This window comes from Streptomyces sp. NPDC032940 (genome assembly GCF_040636935.1).
Lineage (GTDB): Bacteria > Actinomycetota > Actinomycetes > Streptomycetales > Streptomycetaceae > Streptomyces.
Genome location: NZ_JBEZVJ010000013.1, coordinates 21,292 through 44,493 on the forward strand (window position 1 = coordinate 21,292; position 23,202 = coordinate 44,493).

Annotated in this window: 15 protein-coding genes; 12 read left to right on the forward strand and 3 right to left on the reverse strand. The window is 70.9% G+C overall.

The genetic code is table 11. The features are described 5' to 3' along the window. The first annotated feature begins 133 nt into the window (after positions 1–133). The 6 genes from mreC to AB0E77_RS18020 all read left to right on the forward strand — a co-directional run bounded on the left by mreC (position 134) and on the right by AB0E77_RS18020 (position 8,175). Positions 134–1,090: a rod shape-determining protein MreC gene (gene mreC, locus AB0E77_RS17995; protein ID WP_361571390.1), complete on the forward strand. Its 957-nt coding sequence runs from the start codon at positions 134–136 to the stop codon at positions 1,088–1,090. Between the two features lie 13 nt (positions 1,091–1,103). After that, the gene (gene mreD, locus AB0E77_RS18000) at positions 1,104–1,775 is read left to right on the forward strand and encodes a rod shape-determining protein MreD (protein WP_361571392.1); all 672 of its coding nucleotides are present in this window, start codon (positions 1,104–1,106) and stop codon (positions 1,773–1,775) included. 103 nt (positions 1,776–1,878) lie between these two features. Continuing rightward, complete coding sequence (gene mrdA / locus AB0E77_RS18005) at positions 1,879–4,122, forward strand: penicillin-binding protein 2 (RefSeq protein ID WP_361571394.1); 2,244 nt, start codon at positions 1,879–1,881, stop codon at positions 4,120–4,122. Further along, a complete protein-coding gene (gene rodA, locus AB0E77_RS18010; protein WP_361571397.1) occupies positions 4,119–5,318 on the forward strand; it encodes a rod shape-determining protein RodA in 1,200 nt (399 codons plus the stop codon). Before mrdA ends, rodA begins: the two co-directional genes overlap by 4 nt. Positions 5,319–5,432: 114 nt before the next feature. Continuing rightward, the gene (locus AB0E77_RS18015; RefSeq protein ID WP_361571399.1) at positions 5,433–7,391 is read left to right on the forward strand and encodes a TIGR03960 family B12-binding radical SAM protein; all 1,959 of its coding nucleotides are present in this window, start codon (positions 5,433–5,435) and stop codon (positions 7,389–7,391) included. A 424-nt stretch (positions 7,392–7,815) separates the two neighbouring features. Further along, a complete protein-coding gene (locus tag AB0E77_RS18020) occupies positions 7,816–8,175 on the forward strand; it encodes a hypothetical protein (protein WP_324785620.1) in 360 nt (119 codons plus the stop codon). 225 nt (positions 8,176–8,400) lie between these two features. Here AB0E77_RS18020 and AB0E77_RS18025 read toward each other — a convergent pair whose 3' ends face one another. Next, positions 8,401–9,963 (reverse strand): recombinase family protein, encoded by a 1,563-nt coding sequence (locus AB0E77_RS18025; RefSeq protein WP_361571706.1) that lies wholly within the window; start codon positions 9,961–9,963, stop codon positions 8,401–8,403. Between the two features lie 231 nt (positions 9,964–10,194). On the opposite strand from AB0E77_RS18025, the gene AB0E77_RS18030 reads away from it, so the two are divergent. The 6 genes from AB0E77_RS18030 (at position 10,195) to obgE (ending at position 19,079) form a co-directional block, all read left to right on the forward strand. Beyond that, positions 10,195–11,367, forward strand: a complete 1,173-nt coding sequence (locus AB0E77_RS18030; protein WP_361571402.1) for a hypothetical protein — start codon at positions 10,195–10,197, stop codon at positions 11,365–11,367. A gap of 140 nt (positions 11,368–11,507) precedes the next feature. Next, positions 11,508–12,287 (forward strand): TIGR03936 family radical SAM-associated protein, encoded by a 780-nt coding sequence (locus AB0E77_RS18035; RefSeq protein WP_361571403.1) that lies wholly within the window; start codon positions 11,508–11,510, stop codon positions 12,285–12,287. A 274-nt stretch (positions 12,288–12,561) separates the two neighbouring features. Then, the gene (locus AB0E77_RS18040) at positions 12,562–16,671 is read left to right on the forward strand and encodes an Rne/Rng family ribonuclease (RefSeq protein ID WP_361571406.1); all 4,110 of its coding nucleotides are present in this window, start codon (positions 12,562–12,564) and stop codon (positions 16,669–16,671) included. 278 nt (positions 16,672–16,949) lie between these two features. Continuing rightward, positions 16,950–17,270 (forward strand): 50S ribosomal protein L21, encoded by a 321-nt coding sequence (gene rplU, locus AB0E77_RS18045; RefSeq protein WP_004931419.1) that lies wholly within the window; start codon positions 16,950–16,952, stop codon positions 17,268–17,270. A 14-nt stretch (positions 17,271–17,284) separates the two neighbouring features. Further along, positions 17,285–17,539, forward strand: coding sequence for a 50S ribosomal protein L27 (gene rpmA, locus AB0E77_RS18050; RefSeq protein WP_003976205.1), 255 nt, complete (start codon positions 17,285–17,287; stop codon positions 17,537–17,539). Between the two features lie 103 nt (positions 17,540–17,642). Further along, positions 17,643–19,079 (forward strand): GTPase ObgE, encoded by a 1,437-nt coding sequence (gene obgE / locus AB0E77_RS18055; protein WP_361571408.1) that lies wholly within the window; start codon positions 17,643–17,645, stop codon positions 19,077–19,079. Positions 19,080–19,177: 98 nt separating this feature from the next. On the opposite strand, the gene AB0E77_RS18060 is transcribed toward obgE, so the two are convergent. Continuing rightward, complete coding sequence (locus AB0E77_RS18060; protein ID WP_361571410.1) at positions 19,178–20,323, reverse strand: glycosyltransferase family 4 protein; 1,146 nt, start codon at positions 20,321–20,323, stop codon at positions 19,178–19,180. Beyond that, positions 20,320–23,193, reverse strand: coding sequence for a CDP-glycerol glycerophosphotransferase family protein (locus tag AB0E77_RS18065; RefSeq protein ID WP_361571413.1), 2,874 nt, complete (start codon positions 23,191–23,193; stop codon positions 20,320–20,322). The genes AB0E77_RS18060 and AB0E77_RS18065 overlap by 4 nt, the downstream gene beginning before the upstream one ends. Positions 23,194–23,202 lie beyond the last annotated feature (9 nt).

Genomic DNA, 23,202 nt, shown 5'->3' on the forward strand with positions numbered 1-23,202 from the left:
CGTAAGACAAAGAGACATGAGACGCCCACAGTGCCCGGACCGGACGAGACGGGCGTCCTCCTTGGATCCCCAGAATTCCTGAACACCGCAACATAATTCCCGAATTCCGACGAGGAAGGCACGGCCGCCGCACGTGAGGGACACGAAAGAGAGCCGGCTGCTCCTGGTGCTGCTGATCGCCGTCGCGTTCGCGCTGATCACGGTGGACATCCGCGGCGGGGAGGACTCCCCGGTCGACGGCGCCCGGCAGGCCGCGGCCACCGTCTTCGGCCCGATCGAGAACGGGGTGTCGTCCGCCGTCGACCCGGTCGGCAACGCGGTCTCCGCGATCCGCGACTCGGGCGACCGGCACGACCGGCTCGCCGTACTGGAGAAGGAGAACGCGGCCCTCAAGGCGAAGCTCGGCAGCGACGAACGTGGCCGCAGCCGCCTCAAGCAGTTCGAGAAGATGCTGGGCCTGGCCGGCGCCGGCCAGTACGGCATCAAGGGCGCCCAGGTCATCGCCATAGGAGCGGCCCAGGGCTTCTCCTGGACCATCACCATCGACGCCGGAGCCAACGACGGCATCGAGCGCGACATGACCGTCCTCAACAGCGACGGGCTCGTCGGACGCGTCACCACGGTCGGTCCGAACACCGCGACCGTGCTGCTCGCCAACGACCCCGACTTCACCGTCGGCACCCGCATGGAGGCCGGCGACGAACTCGGCTTCGCCTCCGGACAGGGCGACCGGCCGCTGCGCGTCGAGCTCCTCAACGGCAAGGCCGACGTGAAGAAGGGCGACCGGCTCGTCACCTTCGGCTCCCAGGCCGACAAGCCCTTCGTGCCCGGTGTCCCGGTCGGCACCGTCACCCGTGTGGACCCCTCCGGCGGCGACCTGACCCGCACCCTCTACGTCACGCCGTTCGCCTCCTTCACCAAGCTCGACATCGTCGGCGTCGTCGTCCAGGCCCCGGCGAAGGACCCGCGCGACACGGTGCTCCCGGCCAAGCCCCAGCCGAAACCCACCCCCACCGTGACGGTGACCGTGACCCCGTCCGCCGAGGCGCCCGTCGACGGCCGGTCGCAGACCGAGCAGCCCGAGCAGTAGGAGCTTTCACCTCATGCGCGTCAACCGGATCCTGCTGTCCGTCTCCCTGGTCGTCGTCGCCCTGGTGATCCAGGTCAGCGTCCTCGCCCGGCTCCACCTGCCCGGCGCCGTCCCCGACCTGATGCTGCTCACCGTCCTCGGCCTCGCCCTGGTCTACGGCCACGTCGGCGGCGCCCTCGTCGGCTTCGGCGCCGGACTCCTCGCCGACCTCGCACCACCCGCCGACCACGCCGCCGGCCGCTACGCCCTGGTGCTCTGCGTCATCGGATACCTCGCCGGCCTCGCCAAGCCGGACAACGGCCGGCTCCGCTCGGCGACCGGCCCCATGGCCGTGGTCGTCGCCGCCGCCGTCGGCACCACCCTGCTCTACGCCGGCGTGGGCGCTCTCGTCGGCGACACCGCCGCACGCCATGTGGGCCTGCCGGGCCTGCTGTTCACGGCCGCGCTGTACGACCTGCTGCTCGCGCCCTTCGTGGTGCCCGGCATCATGGCGCTCGCCCGCCGCGCCGAGAACGACCCGCTGGCAGAGGCCGGCTCCACCGCCCAGACCACCGACATCTCCTCCGGCTGGCTCTCCTCGGGCACCGGCCTGCGCATCGGACAGCAGCGCAGCGGACTGCGGGTGAAGGCGGCGCGGGCCCGGGTGGCCCGGGCCGGACGCATCAAGGGGGTCAAGCGGCTGTGACGAAGCGGCAGCACACGACGACGCGGCAGCACACGACGAAGCGGCAGCACACGACGACGCGGCTGCACACCACGCACAGCACGCACTTCGCTAGGGGGAGGCAGTGACCAACATTCCGGAGACCGGCCGGAACACCCGCGTTCAGACCCGCCTCGTCGTCATCCAGATCCTCGTCCTCTCCCTCCTCGGCACACTCGGCGGCCGGCTCTGGTACCTCCAGATCCGCCAGGGCGACGAGTACGCCAAGGAAGCCTCCGGCAACCACGTCCAGCAGGTCGTCCAGCCCGCCACCCGCGGCTCGATCCTGGACGCGCGCGGCGTGGCGCTCGCCGACAACGAGACCCGGCTCGTCGTCTCCGCCTCCCGCACCGAACTGCTGAAGATGGAGGACGACGGCAAGGCCGTCCTCACCAAGCTCGCCGGCGTCCTGGGCATGCAGCCCCAGGAGGTCATGGACAAGGTCCGGCTCTGCGACGCCAAGACGCCGCAGCCCTGCTGGAACGGCTCGCCCTACCAGCCGATCCCCGTCACCGACGAGGCCACCGCCAAGCAGGCGCTGCAGATCCGCGAGCGCGCCGAGGACTTCCCCGGCATCACCGCCGAGCCGATGGCCGTACGCCGCTACGCCGCCCCCGGCAAGTCCAACACCGCCCAGGTCCTCGGATACCTCTCCCCGGTCACCGACGAGGAGATCCAGAAGGCCCAGGACACCGACTCGCCGTTCCTGCGCTCCGACCAGGTCGGCCGCTCCGGCCTGGAGCGCCAGTACGACAAGTACCTGCGCGGCAAGGCCGGCGTCACCCGCTACGAGGTCGACAACCTCGGCCGCGTCATCGGCCAGGCCGAGTCCGACGCGGGCGTGCCCGGCTCCAACCTCGTCACCAGCATCGACTCCCGCGTCCAGCGCGTCGCCGAGTACGAGCTGAACGAGGCCATGAAAACCGCCCGCAAGGAGATGGACCGCAACACCGGCCGCACCTACGAGGCCGACGCCGGTGCCGTCGTCGTGATGGAGGCCAAGACCGGCCGCGTCGTCGCCATGGCGTCCAACCCGACGTACGACCCCAACGCCTGGGTCGGCGGCATCTCCGCCAAGGACTACAAGAAGCTCACCGGCAAGGACTCCAACTACCCCCTGCTCAACCGGGCCACCCAGGGCCAGGCCGCCCCCGGCTCGATCTTCAAGGTCGTCTCCTCGGCCGCCGCGGTCGAGGCCGGGTACGACTTCGACGGCAACTACGACTGCTCCAGCGCCTACAACGTCGGCGGCCAGGTCTTCAAGAACTTCGAGTCGGCCAACGAGGGCATGATCACCATCGGCCGTGCCCTCGAGCTCTCCTGCGACACCGTCTTCTACCGCCTCTCCCACGAGCAGTGGAAGAAGGACGGCGGCATGAACCCGAAGAAGCCCAACGACTACTTCTACAAGGCGGCCCACCAGTTCGGCCTCGGCGAGCAGACCGGCATCGACCTGCCCAACGAGGTCTCCGGCCGCGTCCCCGACCGCCAGTGGAAGCAGGAGTACTGGAAGGCCAACAAGGACGCCTGGTGCAAGACGGGGAAGAAGGACGGCTCCTACGTCGAGAAGATCGCGTACGAGAACTGCCTCGAGGGCAACAAGATGCGCGCCGGTGACTCCATCAACTACTCGATCGGCCAGGGCGACACCCTCGTCACCCCCATCCAGATGGCCACCATCTACGCGGCCATCTCCAACGGCGGCACCCTGTACGACCCGACCATCGGCAAGGCGATCGTCAGCCCCGACGGCAAGCAGGTCGACGAGATCGCGCCGCACGCGCACGGCAAGCTGCCGATAAGCAAGACCACGCTCGCCAAGATGGACGACGCCCTCGCCGGCGTCGCCACCCGCGGTACCGCCGCGTGGCGGTTCGGCGGCTGGCCGCAGGACGAGATCCCGATGCACGCCAAGACGGGTACCGCCGAGGTCTACGGCAAGCAGACCACCTCGTGGTTCGCCACGTACACCAAGGACTACTCGATCGTCATGACGATCTCCCAGGGCGGCACCGGCTCCGGCGCCTCGGGCCCCGCCGTCCGCAACATCTACGACGCGCTGTACGGCGTCTCGGACGACGGGGAGATCGACACCAAGAAGGCGCTGCTGCCCCAGCCCGCCAAGAGCCTGCCGAAGATCAAGGCGGACGGCACCATCACCTCCCCGAAGGTCTCCAACGACCCGGTGAAGGACCTCCAGCCCACCGAGAAGGCCACGGAGGAGGGCGGCGACGCCCCCGCCGGCCAGCAGGACCAGCAGGCGACCGTGAACACCCCCGACACCGGGAACCGGCAGACCCGCCGGCGGAAGCGGAGGACGCGCTCATGACCGGGGCCAACAGCTTCCAGGTCTCCGGATACGGCCCCGAGAAGGCCGGCTGGACCCGCGTGTTCGCCCGCGACTCCCTCGCCCGGCGGCTCGACTGGCCGATACTGCTGGCCGGCCTCGCGCTGTCCCTGCTGGGCTCCCTGCTCGTCTACTCCGCCACCCGCAACCGCACCGAGCTCAATCAGGGCGACCCGTACTACTTCCTCACCCGCCACCTGCTCAACACCGGCATCGGACTCGCCCTCATGGTCGGCGTCGTCTGGCTCGGCCACCGCGCACTGCGCACGGCCGTACCGGTCCTGTACGGCGCCTCCGTCTTCCTGATCCTGCTGGTGCTCACGCCGCTCGGCTCGACCATCAACGGCGCCCACTCCTGGATCAAGCTCCCCGGCGGTTTCTCCCTCCAGCCCTCCGAGTTCGTGAAGATCACGATCATCCTGGGCATGGCCATGCTGCTGGCCGCACGGGTGGACGCCGGCGACCGGCCCTACCCCGACCACCGGACCGTGCTCCAGGCCCTCGGCCTGGCCACCGTGCCGATGCTGATCGTGATGCTCATGCCCGACCTCGGATCGGTCATGGTCATGGTCATCATCGTGCTGGGCGTCCTGCTCGCCTCCGGCGCCTCCAACCGCTGGGTCTTCGGACTCCTCGGCGCCGGCACGGCCGGCGCGCTCGCCGTCTGGCAGCTGGGCATCCTGGACGACTACCAGATCGCCCGGTTCGCCGCCTTCGCCAACCCCGAGCTCGACCCCGCCGGCGTCGGCTACAACACCAACCAGGCGCGCATCGCCATCGGCTCCGGCGGCCTCACCGGCTCCGGCCTCTTCCACGGCTCGCAGACCACGGGCCGCTTCGTACCCGAACAGCAGACCGACTTCGTCTTCACCGTGGCCGGCGAGGAACTCGGCTTCGTCGGCGCGGGCCTCATCGTCCTCCTCCTCGGCGTCGTGCTCTGGCGCGCCTGCCGCATCGCCCGGGACACTCCCGACCTGTACGGCACGGTCGTCGCCGCCGGCATCGTCGCCTGGTTCGCCTTCCAGGCCTTCGAGAACATCGGCATGACACTCGGCATCATGCCCGTCACCGGCCTGCCCCTGCCGTTCGTCTCCTACGGCGGCTCGTCGATGTTCGCCGTGTGGATGGCGGTCGGACTCCTCCAGTCGATCACCGTGCAGCGGCCCATGTCGGCCTAGGCACCGCCCCCGGCCCGTCCGCCGCCGGCTGCCCGGCGGCCGGCGGCGCGGGGGACCCCTCCGGCCGGGTTACGCTGAATGGTCACCCCTGCCAGCACACGAAGGTTCCGTGAGATGCCTGCCGAAGCCGCCGAGTCTGTGTCGTCTGTGTTTCCGCAGCTCGAAGCTCTGCTCCCGCACGTGCAGAAACCGATCCAGTACGTCGGCGGAGAGCTGAACTCCACGGTCAAGCCCTGGGACAGCTGTGACGTCCGCTGGGCCCTGATGTACCCCGACGCGTACGAGGTCGGCCTGCCCAACCAGGGCGTCATGATCCTCTACGAGGTGCTCAACGAGCAGCAGGGCGTCCTCGCCGAGCGCACCTACAGCGTGTGGCCGGACCTGGAGGCGCTGATGCGGGAGCACTCCGTCCCGCAGTTCACCGTCGACAGCCACCGCCCGGTCAAGGCCTTCGACCTCTTCGGCCTCTCCTTCTCCACGGAGCTCGGCTACACCAACATGCTCGCCGCGCTCGACCTGGCCGGCATCCCGCTGGAGGCCAAGGACCGCGGCCTCGACGACCCGATCGTCCTGGCCGGCGGACACGCCGCGTTCAACCCCGAGCCGATCGCCGACTTCATCGACTGCGCCGTCATCGGCGACGGCGAACAGGCCGTCCTGGAGATCACCGCGATCGTCCGCGCCTGGAAGGCCGAGGGCCGCCCCGGCGGCCGCGAGGAACTCCTGCTGCGCCTCGCGAAGACCGGCGGGGTCTACGTCCCCGGCTTCTACGACGTCGAGTACCTCCCCGACGGCCGTATCGCCCGCGTCGTTCCGAACCGCTCGGGCGTGCCGTGGCGCGTCTCCAAGCACACGGTGATGGACCTCGACGAGTGGCCCTACCCCAAGCAGCCCCTGGTCCCGCTCGCCGAGACCGTCCACGAGCGCATGTCCGTGGAGATCTTCCGCGGCTGCACCCGCGGCTGCCGCTTCTGCCAGGCCGGCATGATCACCCGCCCGGTGCGCGAACGCTCCATCACCGGCATCGGCGAGATGGTCGACAAGGGCCTGAAGGCCACCGGCTTCGAGGAGGTCGGTCTGCTCTCGCTGTCCTCCGCGGACCACTCCGAGATCGGCGACGTCGCCAAGGGCCTCGCCGACCGGTACGAGGAGGACAAGATCGGCCTGTCCCTCCCGTCGACCCGCGTGGACGCCTTCAACGTCGACCTGGCCAACGAACTCACGAGGAACGGCCGCCGCTCCGGCCTCACCTTCGCCCCCGAGGGCGGCTCCGAGCGCATGCGCAAGGTCATCAACAAGATGGTCTCGGAGGAGGACCTGATCCGCACCGTCGCCACCGCGTACGGCAACGGCTGGCGCCAGGTGAAGCTGTACTTCATGTGCGGCCTGCCCACCGAGACCGACGACGACGTCCTGCAGATCGCCGACATGGCCACCCGCGTGATCGCCAAGGGCCGTGAGGTCTCCGGCTCCAACGACATCCGCTGCACGGTCTCGATCGGCGGCTTCGTCCCCAAGCCCCACACCCCCTTCCAGTGGGCGCCGCAGCTGTCGGCCGAGGAGACGGACGAGCGCCTGGCCAAGCTGCGCGACAAGATCCGCGGCGACAAGAAGTACGGCCGCTCCATCGGCTTCCGGTACCACGACGGCAAGCCCGGCATCGTCGAGGGCCTGCTGTCCCGCGGCGACCGCCGCACCGGCGCGATCATCCGCGCCGTGTACGACGACGGCGGCCGCTTCGACGGCTGGCGCGAGCACTTCTCCTACGACCGGTGGATGCGGTGCGCCGACAAGGCCCTCGAGCCCTTCGGCGTGGACGTCGACTGGTACACCACCCGCGAGCGTTCCTACGAGGAGGTCCTGCCCTGGGACCACCTCGACTCGGGCCTCGACAAGGACTGGCTGTGGGAGGACTGGCAGGACGCCCTCGACGAGACCGAGGTCGAGGACTGCCGCTGGACGCCGTGCTTCGACTGCGGCGTGTGCCCGGCGCTGGACCTGGATATTCAGATCGGCCCGACCGGCAAGAAGCTGCTGCCGCTGACGGTCAAGAAGCCGGCTCCGACCAGCTGAAACGGGCGCTGACGTGAGTGCTGACCCGCTGCAGCGTCTTGCCGACGCTGTGGCGGAAGTCACACAGGGAGAGGTAGCGGCACTGTTGAGCGCGCTCGGCGTGCAGCGGGCTCCGGAGCAGCGGGCGCAGGTGGCCTCTAGGACGCCACTGCCGGGGCCTGGAAGCTCTTCCAGCGTTCACTCCGAGGTCGAGTGGGTGTGAGGGCGCGTGGGGCTGCCTCGAGGCTTTCGCGGGCGCCCTACTCGGTCTCCACTGGATTCCAAGAGCCACAATCCGTCACGCCAGACGCGCTGAGAACCTTTTCGGTCGAGAGGCCAGGAAACGGCACGCAGCAACCCAAGCCACGGCACCATGAACGGCATGGCGACTTCGGGGGCAAGGACAAGAAGCAGTCGGCTCGGCGGCTTGGGACAGTGGTGGGGCGTGATCGCCGCCGCGCTACTGATCGCCGCATGGATCAACAAGGCTGCAGGGCCGGCGATCGTCGCGATCCTGTCGGCACTGGTCGTCGTCTGGTGCTTCTTCCAAGCGCCCGTGACGTGCGGTGCTCCTGTCAGAGGCCGTGAGGACGGTTGCCGGAACAACGCAACTGGTCTCCTCATGGGCTGCCACATCCGCCAACACCGCTGGCAGAAGCTCAAGATGCTCATCCTTCGACGTCAAGTACGTGAGTTCTGCTCCGGCCTGTTCTCGGACGGCAAGGCCACCCTCGTCACGCTGGCCGCGATCGGCAGCTTCCTGTCCGGCCTCGTGGCCTTCATACCCGGTATGGCACTCGGCTGAATGAATACGCCGACGCCGTCTGCGAGTAGCTACGTAACCGCCCGACCCCGGAACTCGCCCAAGCCCTGGCGAACGACAGAGTTGCGAGCTTGATCGAAAGTGAGATAGTGATCGTGGATGAGGACGGCACGGAAGAACCGTTCGACGCCTCCACGTGGTTCGAGTAAGACACGAAGCCGCCTCCCCGCGCGACGGGAAGGCGGCTTCGTTCCTGTGCAGGCCGGGTCAGAAGGCTTGCGCGAAGTCGTCCTCTCGGATCACGAGCCGCTCGCGTACGTCCTTCGGGATCAGTAGGCGGAGGTGCACCTTCGGGGCTCGGACCTTCGGCACCTTCGTGCGGGTCACCTCGCAGCGGATCCCGACCCGGTACAGGTCCGCGGACATGGCCTCCATGCCGCCTTCCTGCCAGTGCTCACGGAACGTCTTGCCGCCGTGGACGTTGACCCATCGGTCCTTCGCCGTCTCGGGGTTGATCGCTTCGAGCTCACTGATGAGCTTGTCCAGCGTCGCCTCCGCCTGCTCCTTCGTGAACCGCGTCTTCGTGTACCGGCCCCCGGGTTCGAGATCCTTCATGTACAGCGCGATGGTCTCTTGAAGGCGCTTGATCTCCTTGCGGGCCTCGGCACCCTCTGCGTACTGGCGAACTTGTACGGGGAAGTCCCCGAGGACCTTGAGCACGTCCTGCACCAGGCGCTCGTAGACCCGATCGGGGTTGGGCGCTCCCAGCCCGCCGCTCTTGCAGTTGCGGCACCGCAGGTACTGGTAGGTCCCATGCCTGTTGTTGGTGATCTGCACGGTCATGTTGGTCTTGCAGTCGGCGCACAACAGGACGCCGAGGAACTGTGTTGCTCCTCCGACACGACGCGGGGGCTGGTTCTTCTTGCGCTTGTCGAGAGCGGCGCCGAGGGTCTCGAACTCCTCCTCAGTAAAGAGGGGAGGGGCGACTTTGACCGGCCTGCCGTCCTTGCCGAGGAGCGGCTTCGATCGTCGCTGCCCGCCGTACTTGTCCTCTTGTACCCGGTAGCCGAGGAGCGCAGGGTTGCGCAGCCGTCGGTGGAGCGTTGCCACGGTGAGCCCTTGGGTCATCAGGCCGGACCGCTTCAAGCAGCGCACCATGAACCCGGCGGAGCGCCCCCGAAGCGCCATGCGTCGGGCCCAGTGCAGGGCCTTGGCCGCCTCGGGATCGATGACGAGAACGACCTTCCCCGTGTCGTCCTCGTCCGTGACGTAGCCGTACGCCGGCTTCCCGATGATCCAGTCCTCCTGCGACTTCGCGTAGTCCCACAGGCTCGCGACGCGGGTCGAGGTGTTGGCCGCCTCGATCTCGGCGATGCCGCCGATGATCGTGACCATGATCTTTCCGGCGGTCGTCGTGAGGTCGAGGCTGTCGTTCTTCGAGACCAGGTTCTTCCCGCGCTTCAGGCTCCACTCGATCATCGTCGAGAGATCGGAGAGACGCCGTACGAAGCGGTCGAGCTTCCAGAACAAGAGCTCGTCGAACTCGGGGGACCGGTTGTTCAGCCACTCCCCGAGCTCCTTCCGCTTCCACGGCGGGACCTTCGTCGCCGACACGTTCAGGTCGGAAGCGACGCCGACGACTCGGCTCCCCCGATCCCTGGCCAGGATGCGGAGATCGAGCTCCTGCCGTACCGGCGACGTCGTGTCGTCCGTCAGTACGGACAGGCGAATGGATAAGAGTGCCCGGGGTGCGTCCTGGGGGAGTAGCACCTCATCCCGTTTGAGCTCCTCCAACAGGGCAAGGTCGGCTTCTGTCCACTCGGCTTCCACGCTGTAGGCCGCCCGATCTGCCGCGAGCCGCCGCTGTCCTCGTTTCCTCATGTCGGACAGCGTGGCGCAGTTCGCGGATGGTTTGAGCGTTTTTCCATATCCTCGCGAATGGACATGAAGATCCAGATCGGCCCGACCGGCAAGAAGCTGCTGCCGCTGTCCGTGGTCAAGTAGCACCGGTCCGTCGGCGCGGAAGGGATCCGGACGGGGCCCGACGGCGTCTTGGCGGGTATGGATCTCGAGAAACCGACGCCCGGCGGGCATGAACGGCAACCGGCCGGCCGCTTCGACGCCGAAGGGTGTCTCACCGTGGCGATCCGGATCCCGGTCCGGATCGTCGCCCTGGTCCTGGTCGTGCCGGTCCGTCTGGCCTGGGACGCACTCGTCGTCGTCGGGCGCGTCCTGCGGGACACCGTGCTGCGGCCCTTCGGGCGGGCGCTGGCCTGGCTCGGACGGGCCCTGTTCGTGTGGCCGGCCGTCGGCCTGTGGAGGTACCTCCTCGTACCGACGGGCCGCGGCATCGTCTGGCTCGCCCACGTCCTGCTCGTCGTACCGGCGGTGTGGCTGTACCGGTGGGTGCTGACACCGGTGGGGCGGGCGTTCGTGTGGCTGTACCGGTGGGTGCTGACGCCCGTTGGGCACGCCTTCCTGTGGGTGGTCCGCGGCGTGGGGGCCGTGCTCGCTGCGGTGGGGCGCGGGCTGTACGTCGCCGGCGCCTGGCTGGTCCGGTATCTGATCGTCGTGCCCGCGATCTGGCTCGTCACCGCCGGTGCCTGGCTGGGGCGGTACCTGGTCGTCGTGCCCGCGATCTGGCTGTACACCTGGGTGCTGACGCCCGTGGGGCGCGCGATCGCCTGGTGCGCCAGGGGGCTCTCCTGGTGTCTGGGCATGCTCGTCACCGGAGTCGGCACCGCCCTGTACTGGACCGTCCGCATCCTGCTCGTGCTGCCCGCGCTCGCCCTGTGGCGGTGGGTGCTGGCGCCCTTCGGGCGGGGCCTCGCCGTCGTCGGGCGTGAGGTCGGTGCGGCCCTCGGGCACGCCTGGCGGATCGCCGGGTACGTCTCGCTCGCCGTCGGCCGGTTCCTCGCCGCCCTCTTCCGCCTGCTCGTCGGGGACCCGGCGCGGTGGGTGTACCGGGTCCTGCTGACGCCGGTGGGACACATGGTGCGGGACGCGGTCTGGCGGCCCGTCGCCGAGGCGTCCCGCGCCGTGGGCCGGGGCGTGCGGCGGGCCCTGGCCGAGGTCCGCGGGTCCGCCCGACGGGCCCGCGCCGACGTGCGCCGGGCGCTGTTCGGGGAACCGGCGAAGAAGGCGCCGGGCGGCCGGCGGGAACCGGTGCGTGCGCAACCGCGTACTCTAGAAAAGAGGACCGGGCGCGAAGCCTCCCCGCCGATGCGGGGATGATCCCGACGGAACAGCACTGGGAAACGGCCAGCCGGTCCGCTCCCCGCGCCCGCGGGGAAGCGCCACGGTCCTGACCGCCGTACACAAGGAGAAGTCCCCTGGGCAAGCGACAGCCCGAAGGCCCGCCGCCCGTACCCGCGGTGCAGCGCATCCGACTGCGTTACACCAAGCGCGGCCGCCTCCGGTTCACCAGCCACCGTGACTTCCAGCGCGCCTTCGAGCGTGCGCTGCGCCGCGCCGAGGTGCCCATGGCGTACTCGGCGGGGTTCACGCCGCACCCGAAGGTGTCGTACGCCAATGCCGCACCCACCGGCACGGGCAGTGAAGCGGAGTACCTGGAGATCGCGCTCACCGAGGCGCGCGACCCGGAGCAGCTGAGGCTGCTCCTCGACGAGTCGCTGCCCGCCGGGCTCGACGTCGTCGAGGCCGTCGAGGCCCGGACCTCCGGACTCGCCGACCGGCTGACGGCCTCCGTGTGGGAGCTGCGGCTGGACGCAGTGGACCCGGCGGACGCCGAGCGCGCCGTGGCGGCCTTCGACGCGGCCGAGACCGTCGAGGTCCAGCGCCGCACCAAGAACGGCGTCCGCACCTTCGACGCCCGTTCCGCCGTCGTGAGCCTCGAGAGCGCGGCCACCACCGATGATGTGCCGGCTGATAGGCCGACCGACCGGCCCTGTGCGATACTGCGGCTGGTTGTTCGGCACGTGACGCCTGCCGTACGACCCGACGACGTCCTGTCCGGTCTTCGCGCCGTGGCCGACCTGGCGCCGCCGGTCCCCGCAGCGGTGACCAGGCTGGCGCAGGGGCTGTTCGATGAAGAGACCGGCGCGGTGACCGACCCGCTCGCGCCCGACCGCGAGGCAGCAACGCCCGAGCCGCATCCGGCCCCCGCTGCTGCCGCCGCGAAGGCGCCGGCGTAAGGAAGGTTCCGCACCGGGACGAGCGTCGTAGCGCCGCCCTCGAACTCGGGAGCCACCTGGGTCGGGCAGCGCACCGACCACAAGACTTTCGCCAGGCCGTGCACGACAAGGGGTACGGAACCGGCGAGACAAGACACGGAGAGCTCCCGAGCGGCGCCCGCGCCCCGGACGGCGGCGACCGCGCATCGCGCGAGCCGCGGACGTCACCGGCGGTCGACACGGTCGACCCCGGACCGGGCGCGGCGCCCGGGAGCCTGACGGGAGAAACCCCCGCATGCTCGAACCGACCGAATCCGCAGAGTCCGCGACGTCTTCGACGGACTCCGAGTCGAACACCCCCAGCGACACCCTGCCGCCGCGTCGTCGGCGCAGGGCCGCGTCCCGCCCGGCGGGACCGCCGTCCGGTGCCGCCGCCGCGCAGGCGGAGACCGTCGCGCCGGCCGAGGCGCCCGTCGCGGCCGAGGAGCCGGAAGAGGCCGCAGCCGAGGCCGCCGAGACGTCCGGGACCGTCGCGGAGCCGGCGTCCGCCGGCCGTCCGCGGCGCCGTGCGGTGCGCCGCGCCTCCGCCCCCGCCGGGTCCCCGGCGGCGGCCGAGACGGCCGAGACCGTCGTTCCCGTCGCGCCCGCCGCCGAGACGCCGGCCGAGCCGGAGCCCGCCGCGTCCGCCGGGACCACCGAGGACGCCGCTCCCCGCCGCACCCGTCGGCGTGCCACGCGCACCGTGACCTCGCCCACCGCCGCCGCGCCCGCGCCGGAGGCGGCCGAGACCGCCGCGGTGACCCCCGAGTCCGAGCCGGCCGAGGCGCCCGCCGAGGAGCCGGCTCCGCCGCGTACGCGCCGGCGTGCCACGCGGCGTGTCACCGCCCCCGCCGAGGCCCCGGCCGAGACCGCCGCGACGGAGCCCGCTGCCACCGCCGAGCCCGCCGTCGCCCCCGAGACCGCTCCGGCCGCCGAGGCGCCCGTCGAGGAGGCCGCCGAGGACGCCGCCCCCCGGCGTACGCGCCGCCGTGCCACGCGGCGTGCGACCGCCCCCGCCGGTGAGCCCGCCGCCGAGCAGGCCGAGTCCGCCGAGGCCGTGACCGAGGAGCCCGCCGAGGCAGCGCCGGCCCCCGAGGCCGCCCCGAGCGCCGAGCCCGCCGCCCCCGTCGAGGAGGCCGCTCAGCGTCGTCCGCGTCGCCGGTCCGCCCGCAAGGCCGCCGGCGGCTTCGCCGAGCCCGCGCGCGGCGCCGCGGCGTCCGACGAGGCCGACGCCCCCAAGCGCCCGGCGCGTCCCGCCGTCGCCGTGTTCCAGGCGCCCGTGTTCCAGGCCCCCGCGTTCCAGACGCCCGAGCGGGCCGCCGCGGAGGCCGCAGCCGAGGCCGCCGAGGCCGAGCCGGAGCAGGTGGCCGAGACGCCCGAGGAGTTCCCGGAGGAGACCGCCGGTTCGCGTCGCCGCCGTCGGCGCCGTGCCGCGGCCCCCGAGGAGACCGTCGAGGACCGCACGTCCACTCGCGCCGCCGCCGAGGAGCCGGAGGCCGACACCGACACCGACACCGAGGCCGAGGCCGAGGAGACGGGCGACGACCACGGGGACGAGGCCGAGGGCTCCGAGGAGTACGGCTCGCGCCGCCGTCGCCGCCGGGGCGGCCGTCGCCGTCGCCGGGGTGACGCCGGGGACGGCGACCTGACCGACGGAGAGACCGAGCACACCGCCGCCGAGCAGGCCGAGCAGGACGCCGAGGACACCGCCGAGCAGGTGGAGGAGGACGCCGAGGAGGGCGAGGAGGCCACCGGCGAGAGCGGCGGCTCCAGCAGCAGCCGTCGTCGCCGGCGCCGTCGCCGCCGCGCCGGGGACTCCTCCGGCGAGGCCGAGGCCTCCTCCGACGACCCCGAGCGCACCGTCGTCAAGGTCCGCGAGCCCCGTCCGAAGGCCGAGCCGTCCGACGAGGTGCAGTCCATCAAGGGCTCCACCCGCCTGGAGGCCAAGAAGCAGCGCCGCCGCGAGGGCCGCGAGCAGGGCCGCCGGCGTGTGCCGATCATCACCGAGGCCGAGTTCCTGGCCCGCCGCGAGGCCGTCGAGCGCGTCATGGTCGTCCGCCAGCACGGCGAGCGCACCCAGATCGGCGTCCTGGAGGACGGGGTGCTCGTCGAGCACTACGTCAACAAGGAGCAGGCCACCTCGTACGTCGGCAACGTGTACCTCGGCAAGGTGCAGAACGTGCTGCCGTCGATGGAGGCCGCCTTCATCGACATCGGCAAGGGCCGCAACGCCGTCCTGTACGCCGGTGAGGTCAACTTCGAGGCGCTGGGCATGGGCCACGGCCCCCGCCGCATCGAGTCCGCCCTCAAGTCCGGCCAGTCGGTCCTGGTGCAGGTCACCAAGGACCCGATCGGCCACAAGGGCGCCCGCCTGACCAGCCAGGTCTCCCTGCCCGGCCGCTACCTGGTCTACGTGCCCGAGGGCTCGATGACCGGCATCAGCCGCAAGCTCCCCGACACCGAGCGCTCCCGCCTCAAGACCATCCTGAAGCGGATCGTCCCCGAGGACGCGGGCGTCATCGTGCGCACCGCCGCCGAGGGCGCCAGCGAGGACGAGCTGCGCCGTGACGTCGAGCGGCTCCAGGCGCAGTGGGAGGAGATCCAGAAGAAGGCCAAGAGCGGCAACGCGCCGACGCTGCTGTACGGCGAGCCGGACATGACCGTCCGGGTCGTGCGCGACATCTTCAACGAGGACTTCTCCAAGGTCGTCGTCAGCGGCGACGACGCCTGGCAGACCATCCACGGCTACGTCTCCCACGTGGCGCCGGACCTCGCGGACCGGCTGTCCCGGTGGACCTCCGAGGTCGACGTCTTCGCCACCTACCGGATCGACGAGCAGCTCGCCAAGGCGCTGGACCGCAAGGTCTGGCTGCCCAGCGGCGGTTCGCTGGTGATCGACCGGACCGAGGCGATGGTGGTCGTCGACGTCAACACCGGCAAGTTCACCGGTCAGGGCGGCAACCTCGAGGAGACCGTCACCAGGAACAACCTGGAGGCGGCCGAGGAGATCGTGCGCCAGCTGCGGCTGCGCGACCTCGGCGGCATCATCGTCATCGACTTCATCGACATGGTGCTGGAGTCCAACCGGGACCTGGTGCTGCGGCGCCTGCTGGAGTGCCTGGGCCGGGACCGTACGAAGCACCAGGTCGCCGAGGTCACCTCGCTGGGCCTGGTCCAGATGACCCGCAAGCGGGTCGGCCAGGGCCTGCTGGAGTCCTTCTCGGAGACCTGCGTCCACTGCAACGGCCGTGGCGTCATCGTCCACCTCGACCAGCCGTCCTCCGCGGCCGGCGGTGGCGGCGGCAAGCGCCGCAAGCGGGCGCGTGCGGGTGCCGGTGAGCACGAGCACGAGGCCGTGGCCGGCGTCGAGACGGCGCCGACGGCGGAGCAGGAGGCGGACACCGAGTCCGAGTCCGAGGTCGCCGCCGAGGTGGCCGAGCCGGTCGCCCTGCCGGCGCCCGAGTTCACCCCGGACGAGGAGCTGTACAGCAGCGCCGCCGAAGCCGAGGCCGCCGCCACACGCGGTCGTGGCCGGCGCCGGTCGAGCCGGCGGGCGTCCGCCCCGGCGGGTGCCCCGAAGGCGGCGAAGAGCGAGGCCGTGAGCGACGCGGCGCCGGCCGAGGGGCCGACCGCCCAGGACGTCACCGTCGCGGAGGAGATCCGGCGTCCGGTCGTGCAGGAGTCGGCGGCCGATGCGCTGGCCGAGCCCGCGGCCTTCGAGGACGCGGTGTCGGGCGCCCCGGCCCCGGTCGTCACCGAGGCGGCCCCGGCCGCGGAGGAGGCCGCGCCCAAGGGCCGTACGCGCCGTCGGGCCACCCGGAAGGCGTCCGCGCCGGCCGGTTCGCCCGCGGGTGCGGAGGCCGCCGTGCTGACGGTCGCCGAGACCGCGCAGGCCGAGCCGGAGCCGCAGGCCCCGGCCGAGGCACCGGTGGCCGAGGAGGCTCCGGAGGCCGCGCCGGCCGCCGAGAGCGCCGCTCCGGCCCGTCCGCGCCGTCGGGCGGTGCGCAAGCCCACCACCTCCACCGCGTCCGAGGAGGCGGCCGTCGTGGTCGTCCCGTCGGTCCCGGCGGAGGCCGAGGCTAAGGCCCCCGCCGAGGCGGAGGCGCCGGTGGAGCCGGCGGAGGCCGAGGCCCCGGCCAAGAAGGCGGCGGCCCGCAAGACGGCCAAGAAGGCGACGGCGAAGAAGGCCGCCACCAAGAAGACCGCGGCCAAGAAGACGACGACCGCGAAGAAGGCCACGGCCAAGAAGGCGGCCAAGACGACGACCGCCAAGAAGGCCACGGCCAAGAAGACGGCGTCGAAGAAGACCGCGGCGGCCGAGCAGGCTGCGCCGTCCTCGGTCACGGCCGCCACCGACGAGGGCTGATCCCGTCCCTGTCGCACAGCCGTGTGGCCCCGCCTCTCCGGGCGGGGCCACACGGCTGTGCGCGGCCTCACGACGGCGGCCGGGAGCCCGGTTTGACCCCTGTCGCGTGGCCCCGTAATCTTGACCGTCGGCGTGTCGACTGACGCGTCACATCCCCGTAAACCTCTTTCCTTCCGCATGCGGGCCCTCGCGGGCGGCACGCCGGGAGAGGCCGTCCGTGTTGCACCGGTCGGCTGGACTGCGGGGGTGCCGTTCCCGAGCGAGAGAGTGAGATCCGCGTGTACGCCATCGTGCGCAGCGGTGGCCGCCAGCACAAGGTTGCTGTCGGCGACATCGTTGAGGTTGACAAGATTTCCACCGCCAAGGTCGGCGACACGGTCGAGCTCTCGACCCTGCTCGTGGTCGACGGCGACGCTGTGACCAGCGACCCGTGGGTTCTGGCCGGCATCAAGGTCCAGGCCGAGGTCGTGGACCACCACAAGGGCCAGAAGATCGACATTCTGCGCTACAAGAACAAGACCGGCTACCGCCGTCGTCAGGGCCACCGCCAGCAGTACACGGCGATCAAGGTCACTGAGATCCCCGCGGCTGCGAAGTAAGGGACTGAGGAGAGATGGCACACAAGAAGGGCGCATCGTCCACCCGTAACGGTCGTGACTCCAACGCTCAGCGCCTCGGCGTGAAGCGCTTCGGTGGTCAGGCCGTCAACGCGGGCGAGATCCTGGTCCGCCAGCGTGGCACCCACTTCCACCCGGGTGCGGGCGTCGGCCGTGGCGGCGACGACACGCTGTTCGCCCTGCAGGCCGGTGCGGTGCAGTTCGGCACCCACCGTGGCCGCAAGGTCGTGAACATCGTTCCGGTCGCCTGATCGGACACTTTCGCGAGGCGGACCTCACTTCCCTGCGGGGAAGCGGGTCCGCCTTTCGCGTGTTACCCAAGAGACAACCCCGTAGTAACTGGAGGCACATCCCATGACCACCTTCGTGGACCGCGTCGAGCTGCATGTCGCCGCGGGTAACGGAGGCCACGGCTGTGCCTCCGTCCACCGTGAGAAGTTCAAGCCGCTCGGCGGCCCGGACGGCGGCAACGGCGGCCGTGGCGGCGACGTGATCCTCACCGTCGACCAGTCGGTGACCACGCTCCTCGACTACCACCACTCCCCGCACCGCAAGGCCACCAACGGCAAGCCCGGCGAGGGCGGCAACCGCTCCGGCAAGGACGGACAGGACCTCGTCCTGCCCGTGCCCGACGGCACCGTGGTCCTCGACGGGGCGGGCAACGTGCTGGCCGACCTGGTCGGCCACGGCACGTCCTACGTCGCCGCCCAGGGCGGCCGCGGCGGCCTCGGCAACGCGGCGCTGGCCTCCGCCCGCCGCAAGGCCCCCGGCTTCGCGCTGCTGGGCGAGCCCGGCGACCTCCAGGACATCCACCTGGAGCTGAAGACCGTCGCCGACGTGGCGCTGGTCGGCTACCCGAGCGCAGGCAAGTCCTCGCTGATCTCCGTGCTGAGCGCGGCCAAGCCGAAGATCGCCGACTACCCCTTCACGACGCTCGTGCCGAACCTCGGCGTGGTGACGGCCGGTTCCACCGTCTACACCATCGCCGACGTGCCCGGTCTCATCCCCGGCGCCAGCCAGGGCAAGGGCCTCGGCCTGGAGTTCCTGCGGCACGTGGAGCGGTGCAGCGTGCTGGTGCACGTCCTGGACACGGCGACGCTGGAGTCCGACCGCGACCCGGTCTCCGACCTGGACATCATCGAGGCGGAGCTGCGCGAGTACGGCGGCCTCGACAACCGCCCCCGCATCGTCGTCCTCAACAAGATCGACGTGCCCGACGGCAAGGACCTCGCCGAGATGGTCCGGCCGGACCTGGAGGAGCGCGGCTACCGCGTCTTCGAGGTGTCGGCCGTGGCCCACATGGGCCTCAAGGAGCTGTCCTTCGCACTGGCCGAGCTGGTCGCGAAGGCACGTGCCGCCCGGCCGAAGGAGGAGGCCACGCGCATCGTCATCCGGCCCAAGGCCGTGGACGACGCCGGCTTCACCGTCACCCGCGAGGACGACGGCCTGTTCCGGGTGCGCGGCGAGAAGCCCGAACGCTGGGTGCGCCAGACCGACTTCAACAACGACGAGGCCGTCGGCTACCTCGCCGACCGCCTCAACCGCCTCGGTGTCGAGGAGCAGCTGCTCAAGGCGGGCGCCCGCGGCGGCGACGGCGTGGCCATCGGCCCCGAGGAGAACGCGGTCGTCTTCGACTGGGAGCCGTCGGTGACGGCCGGCGCCGAGATGCTCGGCCGCCGCGGCGAGGACCACCGCTTCGAGGCACCCCGCCCGGCCGCCCAGCGCCGCCGGGACCGGGACGCCGAACGGGACGAGGCACAGCGGGAGTTCGACGGCTTCGACCCGTTCTGACGGGCCCCGCGCGCACAGCGCACGGCGTATACGACACAGGAGGCGAGAACCGGACCGGTTCTCGCCTCCTGTGGTGTGCGGGTCCTACGGGTGGCCGCTCAGCGCTCCAGGAACGCGAACAGCTCCTCCCACTGGTCGGTGATGGCCGACGGCGAGTAGCGCTGCACGTTGGCCCGCGCCTTCTCGCCCATGGTGTCCCGCAGCTCGGCGTCCTCCATCAGGCGGCCCAGCTGCCGCGCCAGCTCCGTGGTGTTGCCGGGCCGGGCGAGGAGTCCGTCCTCCTCGTCCTGCACGATCTGGCGGACGCCGGGCGCGCAGTCGAAGGCGGCACACGGCACGCCGCAGGCCATCGCCTCCAGCAGGGCCAGCGGGAAGCCCTCGCCGCGGGAGGACTGCACGAACACCGAGGCCCCGTGCAGCGCGCCCACGACGTCGTCGGTCTGGCCGGCCCACTCCACCGAGCCGTCCAGGCCGAGCTCCGTGCACTGCCGCTTCAGGGCCTGCTCGTCGGGCCCGGAACCGTAGATGCGCAGCCGCCACCCGGGGTGCTTGGGCGCCGCCTCGGCCCAGGTGTCGAGCAGCATGTCGATGCCCTTCTGGTGACCGAGGCGGCCGATGCTCGCGACCACCTTCTCGGTCCGCCGGGAGGGGGCCTCGGGCATCATCGGCAGCGGGTTCGGCATGAAGCCCACGTTGTTGAGGCCGCGGCCCACCCACAGGTCGGCGTCCTCCTGGGTCAGCAGGAGCAGCCGGTCGACGTCCTTGTAGTACTTCTGGACGCGCTGGAAGCGGGAGGAGCCCTTGGAGTACTCGAAGGACTCGTGGCTCATGCCGATGACCGGGTGACCGGCCGTGTCGGCGACGGCCACCCACTCCATGGCCCACACCTGGGTCACGACGATCATGGCGCCCGGACGGGCGGCCCGGAAGATGCGCGACAGCCGTTCGGTCGCCTCCCGCATGCCCGCCTCGCGGGCGGCCTCCCGGCGCCGGGCCGCGAGGTTGGCCCGGTCCCGCAGGTTGCGGGCCTGCCAGCGGCCGGGCGGGCGGACGTCGTACAGCGTCACCGTGTCGAAGGGCGGGTCCTCGCCGAGGTCCATCGGCACCTCGGGCGGGGCGATGCCCACGATGGTCACGCGGTGCCCGCGCTCGGCGAACAGCCGGGCCATCAGCGCCTGCCAGCGGGCCACGCCGCCGAGTTCGTTGACCTCGTTGGCCACGAAGATGATGTCGCGCTCTGTCATCGGGCTTCTCCCTCGGAACCGAAGAAGCGGTCGACGATCCGGGCGGCGGCGTCGCCCCGGTCGTACTCACCGTACTGCGTCATGAATTCCTTGATCCGTCCCTCGCAGCCGGACGCCAGGGCGTCCAGGTCCGACAGCGCGTCGAACAGTTCCTCGGCCGTGTGCGCGAGCGGGCCGGGGGCCTGTTCGGACAGGTCGAAGTAGGTGCCGCGGCTGTTCTCGACGTAGTCGTCCCAGTCGTAGGTGAAGAAGACCATCGGCCGCTGGAGCAGGGCGTAGTCGAACATCACCGACGAGTAGTCGGTGATCAGCACGTCCGACAGGAGCATGACCGGGGTGATGTCCGGTTCCTCGCTGACGTTGATCACCCGGCCGGCGACCGACGGCGGCAGCGTGACGTTGTTGAGGTAGTGGGTGCGGATCAGCAGGGTGAAGCGGTCACCGAACCGGTCCGCGAACTCCTCGATGTCGAACGGGAACTCGAACTTGCGGACCTTGCCGTTCTGCGCCCGGAAAGTCGGGGCGTACAGGACGACAGGCAGGTCCCGCCGGATGCCGAGGCGCTCGGCGAGTTCCTCGGCGGCCGGGTCGGCGGTCGCCGACTCGCGGGCCCGCACCAGGGCGTCGTTGCGCGGGTAGCCCGTGCGCAGCAGCTTCTCCTCCGGGATCCGGTAGGCCCGGGCGAGCGTCTTCTCGTCGTGCCGGCCGCGCACCACGAAGTGGTCGAAGCGGTCGATCGCCCGCTGGTAGGCCTGCTGCTCGTGCTCCGGCATGATCCGGTAGTGCGGCTCGTCGAAGCCCATGCGCTTGAGCGCGGAGCCGTGCCAGGTCTGGATGTACGTGGTCTCCGGCCGCTTGCTGAGCTTCAGCGGGAAGCCCTGGTTGTCGATCCAGAACTCGGCCTGCGCCAGCGCCCTGAGGTACGGCCAGGACCAGCGGCGCACCAGCTCGACGTCCTTGGGGAAGCCGGTGGGGCGACTGCCGGCGTAGGACCAGATCGGTTTGATCGGCACACCGCGCCGGCGCAGCTCCTCGTAGATGGCGCGGGGGCTGTCGCTGTACTGCTTGCCGAGGTGGCTCTCGAAGACGACGGTGCCCTTGCGCACCGGCAGCAGCCGGATCATGCGCTCGAAGGTCTCGATCTTTCGCGGACCGGAGTTGAGGTCCTTGCGCACCGAGGCGACCTTGCGCACCATCTTCTTCGCCACCTGGGCGGGCGGGCTCTGCATGTTGCGCTGCACGAGCGTCGAGGTGCGCTGCGCGAGCTGGCCGTGCTGGGCCAGCCGGAAGGCGAGGTGCCCGTTGGCCGAGGCGTGCGGCCGGATGCGGTCGGCCATCATGCGGCCCAGTCGCGGCCGGACGCGGATCTCCCCGGCGCCCTCGATGTCGGTGCGGCCGACGGTGAGCCGGCTCGTGGTGACCTCTCCGTCGACCGTGAGGTACATGCGCACGTCCCACACGTCGTCGACGAGGCCCACCGGGCGCAGCTTGCTGGCCAGCGGCACCGTGGCCTGCCAGGTGACGGCGTCCCCGGCGTGGCGCAGCGTCCCCACCGGGAAGCGGAACGACTGCAGGCTCTTGCGGCGGGCCCGGAACTCCAGCTCGCCCTCGAGACGGGCGCCGGGCGGGATCACGCCGAGGGGGTTGACCAGGGAGCCCGCGAGGGTCACCCCGGCGGGCTGCTCCGCGTACCGGGTCACCGCGTTGCGCAGGTTGAGGCGCTGGACCGGCTTGTCGTGGTAGCCGAGGTCGGTCACGTCGAGCACGGCGCGGCCCATCGGGTCGTCCAGGTGCTCGGCACACCAGTAGACCCGGCCGTCGCTCTCCAGCAGCGGGCTGGAGACCTTGCTCTTGTTGATGAGCGTGTCGATGGCCGGCATGAGGTGTTCCCAGTCCTCCCGCAGCAGCAGGTAGGCGCAGAGCCGGTGGATCGGCGTCAGCTCCGCGTAGGCCGCCTCGGGGAAGTCCCGGATGTAGCCGCCCGCCATCTCCGCGAAGCGGTGCCGGTAGTCGTCGTCCAGGAAGGGCAGGTCACGCAGGTAGAGGACCAGGTCGTGCTTGAGGAACTTGGTGTCCTTGTGCAGCTTCAGGTCGTCGTGGCCCTGCTCGGCGAGGATGCGGTCGATCCTGCGGTGGATCTCCAGCCGGTCGGCGAAGTTGTTGATCTCGTGCCGGCGGTTGCTGATCGACTTCTCTTCGGTCTTCTCGACCACGTTCCAGTGGTAGACCGTGTTCGGGATCAGGGTGATCCGCGACGCCGCCAGGTACGCCTGGGCGGAGAAGAGCAGGTCCTCGTAGTGGATGCCGCGGGGGAAGGTCAGGTCGTTGTCGAGGAGGAACTCGCGCCGGTAGCACTTGTTCGTCGACAGCGTGTCGAAGACCAGGAGGTCCGGGATCTCCGCGACCGAGTCGAAGGTGCGGGTCTGCCGGTACAGCCACTGGTACCACTTGGCCGTCTTGCCCGTCCGGCTGTCGGTGTGGACGCGCAGGCACAGGCCGGACACCAGGTCGGCGCCGGTGCGCTCGGCGGCGTCCAGCATGTTGCGGCAGGCGTTGACCTCGAGGGTGTCGTCACTGTCGAGGAACATCACGTAGCGCCCGCGGGCGACGGCGATGCCCTGGTTGCGGGGCTCGCCGCAGCCGCCGCTGTTCTCGGCCAGCTGGATGGCCCGCACCCGGTCCGAGGCGGCGGCCAGTCTCTGGGCGACCTCGAAGGAGCCGTCGGTGGAGTGGTCGTCGGCGACGATGACCTCGACGTTCTGCAGGGTTTGGTCGAGGACCGACTGCACCGCTGTCGGAAGACGATCCGCGTCGTTGTAGACGATGACGACGACGCTGATGTCGGGCGTTCTGTCGTGACGCTGGGACACAGCAGCAGC

Coding starts and splice junctions, on each gene's coding strand:
- mreD (WP_361571392.1), top strand. CDS start 1,104: ATGCGCGTCAACCGGATCCTGCTGTCCGTCTCCCTGGTCGTCGTCGCC.
- rodA (WP_361571397.1), top strand. CDS start 4,119: ATGACCGGGGCCAACAGCTTCCAGGTCTCCGGATACGGCCCCGAGAAG.
- AB0E77_RS18015 (WP_361571399.1), top strand. CDS start 5,433: ATGCCTGCCGAAGCCGCCGAGTCTGTGTCGTCTGTGTTTCCGCAGCTC.
- AB0E77_RS18030 (WP_361571402.1), top strand. CDS start 10,195: ATGGATCTCGAGAAACCGACGCCCGGCGGGCATGAACGGCAACCGGCC.
- AB0E77_RS18040 (WP_361571406.1), top strand. CDS start 12,562: ATGCTCGAACCGACCGAATCCGCAGAGTCCGCGACGTCTTCGACGGAC.
- rpmA (WP_003976205.1), top strand. CDS start 17,285: ATGGCACACAAGAAGGGCGCATCGTCCACCCGTAACGGTCGTGACTCC.
- obgE (WP_361571408.1), top strand. CDS start 17,643: ATGACCACCTTCGTGGACCGCGTCGAGCTGCATGTCGCCGCGGGTAAC.
- AB0E77_RS18060 (WP_361571410.1), bottom strand. CDS start 20,323: ATGACAGAGCGCGACATCATCTTCGTGGCCAACGAGGTCAACGAACTC.